The sequence below is a fragment of the Rhodococcoides kyotonense genome (assembly GCF_900188125.1).
Taxonomy (GTDB): domain Bacteria; phylum Actinomycetota; class Actinomycetes; order Mycobacteriales; family Mycobacteriaceae; genus Rhodococcoides; species Rhodococcoides kyotonense.
Genome location: NZ_FZOW01000007.1, coordinates 48291 through 60365 on the forward strand (window position 1 = coordinate 48291; position 12075 = coordinate 60365).

The window sequence follows — 12075 nt, forward strand, 5'->3', positions numbered from 1 at the left end:
CTCGCTTCTTCCGAATATTCGGTCACTTGACCCTACTCGAGCCACCGACATATTCTCGATGCACTCAATCGCACTATGCGTGTGTTTATCGCACAAGGGGATCTACTCGATGGTCGATACCGACACCGCCGTAGCCGTTCAACTGCTGTACGGCCGCCAGAGTCATTCGATCGACTCGGGACGGGCAGGCGAATGGGCCGCGACATTCACGGCCGACGGAGTCTTCGACTCCCCCAGTTACCCCGAACCGGAAGTCGGGACCGAGGCATTGACCGCGTTCGCTCAGCGCTTCTTCGACGATGCAACGGCCGCCCAGGAGAAGCGTCGTCACGTCATCACGAATATCGGGATCGAGCGAGTCGCCGACGACGAACTGGCCGTCGACTGCTACTTGCAGATCATGGCGACGCCGCTCGGTGGCGAGACTCGCATCGTTCGGTTCACGACGGTCCGCGATCGCGTCGTCCGGGTCGACGGCCACTGGCTCATCGCCCGGCGCGCCATCTCCCGCGACGATAATTGATAAATTCGTTAACTATCATCTCGCTCTGACTACAGTGGGCTGGTGACCGATTCCGCCGAACCCGATTTCTGGTCGTTCATCGACACGGCCAACACGAAACTCTCGACCGAGTACGGCTTCGAGCACCAGCTCGCCACCGAGGTACTTCTGACGCTCAACCGTGCGTCGAACATCGTCACGTACGACCTCGAAGCGTCGATTCACCGCCCCCGCGGATGGTCGTGGTCGTCGTTCCGCCTGCTGTTCGTCACGTGGCTCGCAGGTCCGATCGAACCGAAACGCGCAGCCGAGTTGACCGGCATGAGCCGTGCCGCGGTGTCGAATCTGTCGAAGACCCTCATCGCCGACGGCCTGCTCGCCCGTACCCCCGACGAGACCGACGGTCGCTCGGTCCGACTCGCCCTCACCGACGACGGCCTCGCGCGCATGGTCGAGTCCTTCGCCGAACAGAACGAACGCGAGAACGCATGGGCGAGCGTGTTGACCGAGCCCGAACAGCGGATTCTCGTGATGCTGCTGAACAAACTCATCACCAATCGCAGCCAGTTCGACGTACGAGGACGCAATTGACTCCGGAGGGTTGCGTAGGTCACTCATAACTAGTTAATGTGTTTACTATCAGTTCAGGACACAGCTAGGAGATTCCCGTGGCCTACTTCCGGCAACTCGGCTCGGTACCGCCGAAACGTCACACTCAGCACCGCACTCCCGACGGCGGGTTGTACTACGAGGAGCTGATGGGCGAGGAAGGCTTCTCGTCGGATTCGTCGCTGCTGTACCACCGCCACATCCCGTCGGCGATCGTCGACGCCACGGTCTGGGAGCTGCCCGACCAGTCGACGACGCCCAATCACCCGCTGAAGCCGCGACACCTGAAGCTGCACGACCTCTTCCCACCGGAGGCCGTCGCACAGACCGACGTGGTCACCGGGCGTCGACTGATTCTCGGTAATGCCGACATCCGCATCTCGTACGTCGTCGCCGCGCAGGCATCGCCGTTGTACCGCAACTCGACAGGCGACGAGATGGTCTACGTCGAATCCGGCAGCGCCACAGTCGAAACCGTGTTCGGCGCGTTGCAGGCCCGCCAAGGTGACTACGTGCTGATCCCCCGCGCGACGACGCATCGCTGGGTGCCAGACGGCGAAGTCCGCGCGTACGCGATGGAGGCGAACAGCCACATCGTGCCGCCCAAGCGCTATCTGTCGAAGTTCGGTCAACTGCTCGAGAACGCGCCCTTCTGCGAACGCGATCTACACGGGCCGACAGAACCTCTGCTCGCCGACGGCACCGACGTCGAAGTGCTTGTGAAGCACCGCGGTTCCACCGGCATCGTCGGAACCCGCTACGTCTACCCGAACCACCCGTTCGACGTGGTCGGGTGGGACGGATGCCTGTACCCGTACACGTTCAACATCTCCGACTACGAGCCGATCACCGGCCGAGTGCATCAGCCGCCGCCCGCCCATCAGGCGTTCGAGGGCGACAACTTCGTCATCTGCAACTTCGTGCCCCGCAAGGTCGACTACCACCCATTGTCGATCCCGGTGCCGTACTACCACTCCAACGTCGACTCCGACGAGATCATGTTCTACGTCGGCGGCGACTACGAAGCACGCAAGGGATCCGGCATCGGACAGGGTTCGATCTCGATTCACCCCGGCGGCCACGCGCACGGCCCGCAGCCCGGCGCATACGAGCGCAGCATCGGCGCCGAATTCTTCGACGAACTGGCCGTCATGGTCGACACGTTCCGGCCCCTCGAACTCGGCGAAGGCGCACTCGCGTGCGAGGACCCCGGTTACGCCTGGACGTGGGCGGGCCGAGGACCGGCATCGTGATCCCCGCCCTCTTCAAGGGCCTGTGCGACGACGCGGCCCTGTTCCCACCCGGCAACGCCCCTCTCGACGACGCGCTGCCGCAGCATGTTTCGTACCGTGACACCGCCTTTGCAGATCTCGTCGGGCCCTTCGTCTTTCCGATTCTCCGCTTGGACGAACTGACGTCGGTCCCCTCCCCGATCGACGTGTCGCTCACCGCGCCTGGCGGACCGGATACGGTCGCCGCAGGAATTCGTGCAGCACAGTCGATCCGGGGCGTCACCGTCGTGGCTGTCGAAATCGCGGTACCGGAGGGCACGAGCCTGGACGTGCTCGGCATCCTCGACCGTAGTATCGACATCTACGTCGAGATTCCCCGTGGGACGCGTCGTGCCGAGATCTTCGACGTCGTCGACGAGCGCGGTTATCGCGCCAAGTTCCGCACCGGCGGTGTCACGGCCGATCTGTACCCGGACGAAGCCGAGTTGGCGGCCGCGATTGCCGAGGCAGCGCGTCGGGAGATCCCGTTCAAAGCCACCGCCGGGCTGCATCACGCGATCCGAAATACCGCTGAAGCCACCGGATTCGAGCAGCACGGGTACCTCAACGTGCTCCTTGCCGCACAGGCTGCGCACAGCGGTGCTCGCGCACGCGAGCTCGAGCAGATCCTCGCCATCCGCGATCCCGATGTCGTTGCGGCACATGTCGCGTCGATCGAAACCGAGCGCGCATTCCTGTCCTTCGGTACCTGCAGTATCCGAGAACCGCTCGACGACCTGATTTCGCTAGGCCTCATCCCACCCCATGTGCACGAAAATACATAGCAGGCTATGTATTTTCGTGCACATGCTCCGAAGGAGCCCCACTTGAGCACCATCGACATTCCCGCCGATTCCGAGTTCGGACTCGACAACCTCCCGTACGGCGTGTTCTCCACCGCCGACTCGGACCCGCGCGTCGGAGTTCGATTCGGCGACAACGTGATCGATCTGGTAGCAACTCTGAACGATCCGATCTTCGCGACCGGCTCGCTGAACCCGTTCATGGCCCAGGGCCTGAATCGGTGGATCGAGGTGAGAACTGCGATCGTCGACGCGATCACCAGCGGATCTCCCATCGTCACCCATCCGATCGACTCGGTCACGATGCACATGCCATTCGACGTCGCCGACTACGTGGACTTCTACGCCTCGGAACATCACGCAAGCAACCTGGGCCGGCTGTTCCGCCCCGACGCAGAACCGTTGCTGCCCAACTGGAAACACCTGCCGGTCGCGTATCACGGCAGGTCCGGAACCGTCGTCGTGTCCGGCACCGACATCGCGCGCCCCAACGGCCAACGCAAGGCACCCAGCGAGTCGTCCCCGACATTCGGCCCGAGCACCCGACTCGACATCGAAGCGGAGATGGGATTTGTCGTCGGCGTGCCCTCAGATGTGCCGATCAGCCCGGATCGATTCGCGGAGCACGTGTTCGGAGCCGTCATCGTCAACGATTGGTCTGCGCGCGACATCCAGGCATGGGAATACGTCCCCCTCGGCCCGAACCTCGGCAAGAGCTTCGCGACGTCCATCTCGCCGTGGGTGGTTCCGCTTCTCGCGCTCGAATCCGCACGGACCTCGACCCCGGTCCAGGATCCCGAACCACTGGACTATTTGCGCGAATCACAGTCCTGGGCACTGGATATCGATCTGACCGTGACGTGGAACGGGCACGAGGTGTCGAGGCCCCCATACAAAGAGATGTACTGGTCGCCGGCGCAGATGCTCGCGCACGAAACGGTCAACGGCGCGACGTCACGCACGGGTGATCTGTTTGCATCGGGCACCATCTCCGGACCCGAGAAGCACCAGCGCGGCGCGTTCATCGAACTGACCTGGGGCGGAAAGGAACCCGTGACGCTCGGCGACGAGACTCGCACGTTCCTCGAGGACGGCGACGAGGTCGTCATCGCGGCCAGCGCTCCTGGCCCGAACGGATCCAGCATCGGCTTCGGTGACGTCCGCGGAAAGATCACGAGCTAGCGCAGCAACCGCCCCAACCGATCCGCCGCCGCGACGACCGCTGCACCGAGTCCCTTCTCGTCGTCGATCTCGAAGACCGACGCACCGAGACTCGCCAGCGCGTCGCCGCGGCGTCCCGGAATCACTGCTGACACACCACCTACAGACGGAATTACTTCACCCTGGGTGACCGCATAGCCAACGGCGCGGGCCCGGGTCACTTCTGCGCGCTCCCCCTCCCGTGCAGGCAGCGCAGCGAGCATCGCCAGCCCGGCCGACCCGCGGTCGATCGGGTCCACCTGGCCACCGCGGAACGCCACGTGCACCTTCGCACCGCGGGGCTCGACGACCATCAATGCCCTTACCTCCGTGTCGTTCTCGCGTACGACGAGGTGCACAGTCGCACCCACCTGATCGGCGAGCTCCTCCAGGACCGGACGCGCAACCGTTCGTAGATCCTGTTCGACGGGCTCAGCCAGCGCGACGAGCCCGGCCCCCAACGCAATTCGCTTGAAGTCGTCACGACGGCACAGGTGGTGCGCCTCCAACGTCCGTACGAGACGATGCGCGACAGTGCGATGCACTCCGATGCCGTCGGCGATCTCGGTGATGGACAGACCGTTCGGATGCTCGGCCAGAAACTCCAGCACCGTGATGCCGTGATGCAGCGTCTTGGACATGCCGGAATCCAGTTGGACCTGAGTCATGAGTCGCCCCCTATTGACGTCTGTGAGGTGGACCACCTACAGTTCGTTGTGAATCGCACGTTGCGTGCGATTATCGCACACAGTCTCGGGCCACCGCAAGAAGCCCTACTCCGGTCAGCCCGATCGAGAACATTTTTTTCGCAAGGAGAGATTTCATGACCAGCACCAATCCCGGACGCGTCGTCGACCGCACGATGACCGCCGTGTACCCGGAACTCGCAGGCAAGGTCGCCGTCGTCACCGGTGCCGCTCGCGGAATGGGTTCGGTGTTCGCCAAGGGCCTCGCGGCTCGTGGCGTGAACGTCGTCGGCGCCGACATCAACGACGCGCAGATGAAGGACACCGCCGAGCAGCTGAACACCGAGTTGGCCACGGATGCCCTCGTCGCCGAGCCCGGCACGGTCGTCGGCGCACGCATCGACGTCACCGTCGCCGACGATCACGAAGCCCTCGCGCAGACCGCACTCGCCGAGTTCGGACGCATCGACTTCTGGATCAACAACGCAGGCATCTTCCCGTTCGCCCTGGCTGGGGACATCACGCCCGAGCAGATCAACGCGACGTTGAGCGTCAACGTCGAAGGAGTCCTGTTCGGCGCTCAGGCGGCCGCTCGACACATGACCGAAGGCGGCGCCATCGTCAACATGTCCTCGGTGTCTGCGCTGCGTGTCCGCAAGGGCCGTGGTGCCTACTGCACGTCGAAGGCTGCCGTCGCGCATCTGACCGAGTCGCTCGCAGTCGAGTTCGGCGACATCGGCATTCGCGTCAACTCCATCGCTCCCGGTTACATCGACACCGAGATGACGCGCTGGGTTCAGGAAGACCCCGAGGCTCTGGCCAAGGCCCTCGACTCGGTTCCGCTGCACCGCCTGGGCGCACCGGAAGAGGTCTTCGGCCCACTGCTGTTCCTGTTGTCCGACAGCGCGCGTTACGTGACGGGCCACAGCATCGCCGTCGACGGTGGTTCGCGCCATGTCTGACACCGACTACGACGTCGTCGTCATCGGTGGTGGTGGGGCAGGACTCGCCGCAGCCGTCACCGCAGCCGAGAACGGCGCGTCGGTGATTCTGTTCGAGGCGCTCAAGGAACTCGGCGGATCCACTGCACTGTCGGCGGGCCTGTTCACCGCTGCCGGGACGTCCGTTCAGCGCGAGCTCGGCATCGACGACAGCGCCGAGAAGTACTTCCAGCACTACATGGATCTCAACCAGTGGATGCTGAAGCCCGGCCTCATCCGTGCATTCTGCGAGAACGCAGGACCGACGCTGGAATGGCTCATCGATCTGGGCGTCGAGATCCCGGCCAAAGTCTCCGGGAACGCCCACCAGCCAGGCCTGAGCCAGGCAGGCGTCGAGGACGTCTGGCGTGGGCATGTGCCGAAGGATCAGGGTTACGGACTCGTGCAGGTACTCGACGCCGCCCGCCGTAAGCACGGCATCGACGTCGTACTCGACACGCGCGTGCAGTCCCTGCTCACCCAGAACGGCCGCGTCGTCGGGGTCATCGCCGACGACGTCGCACTCAGCGCCGGGGCAGTCGTCGTCGCCTCCGGCGGCTTCGCTCAGGATCCGACGTTCGTCGATCGCCACTACCCCGTCGCCAACAAGGCGGGCGATTCACTGTTCGTCGTCGCCGCCGAAGGCAGCCGCGGTGACCATCTGCGCTTCGCCGACGCCGTCGACGCGTCGATCACCGGCGATGGTTGGGGACTCATGCTCCCGACCGTCTACTTCCAGCGCTATCACCACTGGCAGTCGGGCTTCCCGCCGAAATCACGCGTCTACGTCAATGCTGCCGGACGACGGTTCATGGACGAGGACGCGTCCTACGCGGTCTCGACGGGCATCATCGATCATCAGGGTGGCTCTGCGTGGATCGTGTTCGACGAGAACGCTCGCGCGAATCTGCCTGTCGGCTATGTCGATTGGGCCGCCGAACGCGTCGCCGAGGAAGCTGATGCCGGTCGCACTCTCCGCGCCGACACTCTCGAGGAACTCGCGGAACTCATGCAGGTTCCCACCGATGCGCTGAACGCCACTGTCGCCCGATGGAATGCGCATCTGCCCCACGGCGAAGACCCCGACTTCCTCCGTCACCGCACGCTCGCGAACAAGGGCAGCACCGCAAACCCGGACCCGATCGCACAAGGTCCGTTCTACGCAGCCCGCATCCTGCCCGCCGAGCTGGTCTGCACCCACGCCGGCCTCGAGATCGATCAACACGCCGCTGTACTCGACACGACGGGCGTCCCCATTCCCGGGCTGTTCGCGGCAGGCGAAGCAGGAGCTGGCGTCCTGGGCCTCCGATACGTCGGCGGCGGAAACGCCGTCGCCAATGCACTGACGATGGGCCGCATCGCCGGACGCAACGCGGCGCGCGTGCCCTCCGACCTCAGCACTCCCCTACCCTTGACCATTTAGGACCACTCATGACCACGAACGAGAGCGCCGTGCACCCCGAGCGCACCCCCGAGTCCGACGGGCCGAGCACCGTCAAGCAATCCCCGCTGACGGTGATTCGAGCCGCAGTCGTCGGAACCGTCGTCGAATACTACGACTTCGGCATCTACGGCTACATGGCCACGACCATCGCCGCGCTGTTCTTCGTCTCCGAGGATCCGACGGCAGCGCTGCTCGGCACGTTCGCCGCGTTCGCCGTCGCGTTCTTCCTCCGCGTCCCCGGCGGCATCTTCTTCGGCCACATCGGCGACAAGTACGGCCGTAAGAACGCGCTGTCCTGGACCATCCTGCTGATGGTCATCGCCACTGCGGGCATCGGCCTCCTGCCCACATATGTCACCCTCGGAGTCTGGGCGACATCAGTGCTCGTTCTGTGCCGCTGCCTGCAGGGCTTCGCGGCCGGCGGTGAGCTCGGCGGCGCCAACGCGTTCGTCTCCGAGTCGGCACCCACTCGCTGGCGTGCGACGCAGACATCGATGGTCAACACCGGCACCTACATCGGATCGCTCCTGGCATCGCTGTGCGCGCTGGCACTCAACACGGTGTTCACCGAAGAGCAGGTTCTGTCGTGGGCATGGCGAATTCCGTTCCTGCTCAGCCTCGTCATCGGTGGCGTCGGCATCTGGATCCGTAGCAAGCTCGACGACACTCCGGAGTTCAAGGAACTCGAGGACAAGGGCGAGACGAAGAAACTGCCGATCTCCGAGCTGCTGAGCACCTCGCGCGGAAGCGTCGTCAAGATCATCTTCCTCGGTGCCCTCATCACCGGCGGCTACTACATCGCCTCGGTGTACGCGGCCACCTATCTCAAGACCGAAGGCGGCCAGACCGCCCAGGCGGCCTTCTTGTCCACGTCGCTTGCTCTCGTTCTCGGTGTCATCACACTCCCGATCGCGGGATACATGGCCGACAAGTACGGCCGCAAGCCGGTGCTGTTCGGTGGCAGTTTCGCGTCCATCGTTCTCGGTGTGCCGATGTTCATGATGATGGCGGGCGGAAGCCTGTGGCAGGCCGTCGTCGGGCAGTCCGTTCTGTTCATCGCGGTCTCGGTCGTCAACGGCGCGTCGTACGTCACGTATGTCGAGATGCTCAAGACGTCGGTCCGCTACAGCGGTCTCGCACTCGGCAACAACACCACCAACATGCTGCTCGGTGGAACCGCACCGTTCATCGCGACCTACCTGATCTCGTTGACGGGCAATGCACTTGCTCCCGCCGGCTACTTCGTCTTCTGCGCGATCCTCACCTTCGTCACGGTCTTCTTCGTCACGGAGACCAAGGGCACCGAGCTGAAGACCGGGTAGAGCCATGAACTTCGACGGCAAATCCATCGTGGTGACCGGCGCGGGCAGCGGAATGGGACGGGTCGAATCGTCCATGCTGGCGCGTCGGGGCGCCAAGGTCTGGGTCACCGACATCGCAGTCGACCCAGGTCTGTCCGTCGTCGACGAGATTGTCTCGGCCGGCGGACATGCGGAATTCTTCCAGCTCGACGTCACCGAGCCTGCCTCGTGGAACGAACTCGCCTCGCGCATCGACTCGGCCGACGGGAACCTGCACGGGCTCGTCAACAATGCAGGCGTCAGTCACCGATTCGGAATCGAGGACACTTCGATCGAGGACTGGCGACGAGTCATGGACATCAATCTCTCCAGCGTGTTCTTCGGCATGAAAGCCTGTGCGCCCCTTCTGAAGAAGGACGACGGCGGCTCCATCGTCAATGTCTCGTCGATCGCGGGCATGGTCGGTTACTTCGCGGCCGGATACGGTGCAAGCAAGTGGGGCGTCCGCGGATTGTCGAAAGTGGGTGCACTGGAATTCGCCGAGCACGGTGTGCGCGTCAATTCCATCCATCCCGGGCTCGTCGACACTCCCCTACTGCACTCGGGTTCCTCCGAGTTCGTCGAGACGAGCCTTCGCTCGGTCCCTGCAGGCCGCGTCGCCGACGCCGAGGAGATCGCGGAATCCGTGGCCTTCCTTCTGTCCGAAGCGTCCCGCTACATCACGGGCACCGAAATGGTCGTCGACGGCGGCCTGACCTCGGGCGGTATCTACCACCGCATCACGAGCGAGCTCTGAGGCGTTTCGGTTCCTCACCCGTAAAGCATGACTTCCGACGTTGCCGCCCCTCGATGCACCTCGGTCGCCCGATAATTCTGGGCAAATGCCGGGCGAGACGGGTGGTAGCGACATGGGTGTCGATGTACTGATTGCAGGAGCCGGACCGATCGGCCTGACGGCAGCGATCGAGCTACGACGACGCGGCATCGGCTGCCGCGTCGTCGATCCATTGATCGAACCACCGCAGTACGCGAAAGCCGTTGGCGTGCAGCCACGTACGCTGGAAGTGTTCGAGAACATGGGCGTCGCACAAGCGGTGCTCGACGCGTCCATCCCGATGCGCGGGCAGATCGCGTATCGGAACGGCGAGGAAGCAGGTCGCATCGAACTGTCCCTGCCACCCGACGTCCCGTACCTCTTCGTCGGACTCCCTCAGTACGAGACCGAACGCATCCTCACCGAGAGGCACTCCGAACTGGGTGGCGTCGTCGAGCGCGGGGTCGGACTCGCCTCGTTCGAGCAGGACGCGGACGGGGTCGTAGCCACGCTGAGCGACGGTTCGACCGTCCATGCCCAGTATCTGATCGGTTGCGACGGCGCGCACAGCGTCACACGTAAACAACTCGGCCTGACGTTCGAGGGCGGTGCGTTCGCCGAGAGTTACATGCTCGGCGACGTCGAGGTCGACTGGTCCGTCCCCACGGGTTACGGCGTCAGAAGCATGCATGTCGCCGACGACGGAACCACCGACGACCTCTTGGTGGCCATCCCGCTGCCGGGCAGGAAGCGTTACCGCATGTCGATGCTCGTCCCGGACGAGCTGGCGGCGCCTCCCAGCGCCGACTCCGTCGAACACGGTTTCACCGGGACGAAGGCGCCAGAACTGCATCACATCCAGGCCGTCCTCGATCGCTTGTCGCCGGAGCCGACGACCGCGTCGACTTTGCGTTGGTCCTCGGTGTTCCGCATCAGTCACCGCATCGTGAACGCCTACGGCCGCGGCCGGGTCTTCGTCGCAGGCGATGCCGCGCACATTCACCCGCCGACCGGCGCGCAGGGCATGAACACCGGCATTCAGGACGCGCAGAACATCGCATGGAAAGTGGCGTTGGCGGTCCGCGGCATCGCTGCGCCGGGACTGACCGACACGTACGACGCCGAGCGCCGACCCGTCGGCGAGGAGATCGTGGGCATGACGGTCCGCAATGCTCGCGAGGGCATCGGCGCAGGTGAGAACTCGCTGGAGACGGCGATGCGCAGGCAGGCGCAACTATTGATCTTCTATGCAGGCAGTCCGATCGTCGCTCCGGTCGACGAGACCGCGACGTCGGTCCAACCCGGCGAACGTGCCCCGGATGCGCGGGGTCTGCGCCGAGATTCGGTGGCCTACCCGATTCGTCTGTTCGAGCTTCTCGCGACCGTGAAGCACACGCTTCTGCTCTACGCGGACGGCGCAACGGGCGGGTTGGAGGATCTGGCGTCTGCGGCGGTCGACGCGGCCCATGGGCAGCTGAACGTGTATCTCGTCGTCTCGAGTCCGACGGATTCGGTCGTTCCGGTGATCCACGATGCGGACGGTGAGCTGGCGAAAGCGTACGGAGTCGACGGCCCGTCGGCGTTCGTCGTCCGTCCCGACGGCTACCTGAGCCACCGAGAGTCCCCCGCCACGGTCGAGGGCGTTCTCGCACATCTGAAGAAGACGTTCGCCTGAGGGCGGCTTCGCCGCACGTGCACGAAAATACATAGCGGGCTATGTATTTTCGTGCACATGCGATGACTTCCCCGCGTCGCAACGGTCGTCTTCTCCGACCGCATCCCACCCGATCGGAGAAATCATGGCCCTCGCACATGTCCTCGCAGTTGTCCCCATCTCGGACCTCGACAAGGCGAACGCCTTCTACGAGGCGTTCTTCTCCCGGCCTGCGGACAACAATCCGATGCCGACCCTCGTCGAATGGCAGGTCATCACTGGCGCATGGGTTCAGGTGACACTCGACGCCGACCGTGCCGGTTCGTCGATGCTCAACTTCGCCGTCGACGATCTCGAGAAGCATATCGAGGAACTCTCGACGCGTGGCATCGTCGCCGGCGACATCGTCGACGCCAGCAAGGGCGTCCGACTGTCGGCGATCGAGGATCCCGACGGCAATGTCATCACCCTCATCGGCGGATTCCGGGTCAACTATTGAAACGTTGACTTTTACTCTCGCGCAGCCCTTTTCACAGGTTCGTGTCGGTGGGTTCCGTTACCTGGTGGTCCTCCGCCGTTCGTATGGGGCGCGCAGTCCACCGTTGGAACTTCCGAGATCACCGGTCGCGAGTGATTCCCTGGCCCGGGCGCTCGGGGCGGCGTTCGAGCCTAGGGGTAATCTCCAGTAAGTGATGCCGCTCCTGACCAGTCGACGCTATGTCGATCTCCGTCTGCAGGCGAGCGCTATCTGTCGATGACCGGTACATCCCGGCGTCACCTTCTCTGATTCGAGGACTCTCCTCGGTTTCTC

At 64.1% G+C, this 12075-nt stretch carries 12 protein-coding genes; 11 read left to right on the forward strand and 1 reads right to left on the reverse strand.

The features are described from left to right. The first annotated feature begins 109 nt into the window (after positions 1-109). The 5 genes from CHB96_RS13145 (at position 110) to fahA (ending at position 4367) form a co-directional block, all read left to right on the forward strand. Positions 110-523: a nuclear transport factor 2 family protein gene (locus CHB96_RS13145; RefSeq protein WP_089246865.1), complete on the forward strand. Its 414-nt coding sequence runs from the start codon at positions 110-112 to the stop codon at positions 521-523. Between the two features lie 42 nt (positions 524-565). Further along, positions 566-1093 (forward strand): MarR family winged helix-turn-helix transcriptional regulator, encoded by a 528-nt coding sequence (locus tag CHB96_RS13150; RefSeq protein WP_089246867.1) that lies wholly within the window; start codon positions 566-568, stop codon positions 1091-1093. Between the two features lie 77 nt (positions 1094-1170). Continuing rightward, entirely contained in the window at positions 1171-2364 is a 1194-nt protein-coding gene (locus tag CHB96_RS13155; protein WP_089246869.1) for a homogentisate 1,2-dioxygenase, read from the forward strand. Then, the gene (locus CHB96_RS13160; protein WP_089247290.1) at positions 2361-3167 is read left to right on the forward strand and encodes a hypothetical protein; all 807 of its coding nucleotides are present in this window, start codon (positions 2361-2363) and stop codon (positions 3165-3167) included. Before CHB96_RS13155 ends, CHB96_RS13160 begins: the two co-directional genes overlap by 4 nt. Positions 3168-3209: 42 nt before the next feature. After that, positions 3210-4367 carry a fumarylacetoacetase gene (gene fahA / locus CHB96_RS13165; RefSeq protein WP_089247292.1) on the forward strand — a complete coding sequence of 386 codons (1158 nt, stop codon included), beginning with the start codon at positions 3210-3212 and terminating at the stop codon, positions 4365-4367. Here the strand turns inward: fahA and CHB96_RS13170 are convergent. Further along, complete coding sequence (locus CHB96_RS13170; protein WP_371829012.1) at positions 4364-5026, reverse strand: IclR family transcriptional regulator; 663 nt, start codon at positions 5024-5026, stop codon at positions 4364-4366. The two genes, fahA and CHB96_RS13170, sit on opposite strands and share 4 nt — an antisense overlap. Positions 5027-5208: 182 nt before the next feature. Here CHB96_RS13170 and CHB96_RS13175 point away from each other — a divergent pair, with 182 nt between their 5' ends. The 6 genes from CHB96_RS13175 to CHB96_RS13200 all read left to right on the forward strand — a co-directional run bounded on the left by CHB96_RS13175 (position 5209) and on the right by CHB96_RS13200 (position 11763). After that, positions 5209-6033, forward strand: coding sequence for an SDR family NAD(P)-dependent oxidoreductase (locus CHB96_RS13175; RefSeq protein ID WP_089246873.1), 825 nt, complete (start codon positions 5209-5211; stop codon positions 6031-6033). Beyond that, on the forward strand, positions 6026-7474 hold the full coding sequence (locus CHB96_RS13180) for an FAD-dependent oxidoreductase (RefSeq protein WP_089247294.1): 1449 nt from the start codon (positions 6026-6028) through the stop codon (positions 7472-7474). The genes CHB96_RS13175 and CHB96_RS13180 overlap by 8 nt, the downstream gene beginning before the upstream one ends. 8 nt (positions 7475-7482) lie before the next feature. Next, positions 7483-8817 (forward strand): MFS transporter, encoded by a 1335-nt coding sequence (locus CHB96_RS13185; RefSeq protein ID WP_176444282.1) that lies wholly within the window; start codon positions 7483-7485, stop codon positions 8815-8817. A 4-nt stretch (positions 8818-8821) separates the two neighbouring features. After that, positions 8822-9592, forward strand: a complete 771-nt coding sequence (locus tag CHB96_RS13190; protein ID WP_089246875.1) for an SDR family NAD(P)-dependent oxidoreductase — start codon at positions 8822-8824, stop codon at positions 9590-9592. Positions 9593-9704: 112 nt separating this feature from the next. Beyond that, the gene (locus tag CHB96_RS13195) at positions 9705-11285 is read left to right on the forward strand and encodes an FAD-dependent monooxygenase (protein WP_089247298.1); all 1581 of its coding nucleotides are present in this window, start codon (positions 9705-9707) and stop codon (positions 11283-11285) included. A gap of 124 nt (positions 11286-11409) precedes the next feature. Then, the gene (locus CHB96_RS13200; RefSeq protein ID WP_089246877.1) at positions 11410-11763 is read left to right on the forward strand and encodes a VOC family protein; all 354 of its coding nucleotides are present in this window, start codon (positions 11410-11412) and stop codon (positions 11761-11763) included. Positions 11764-12075 lie beyond the last annotated feature (312 nt).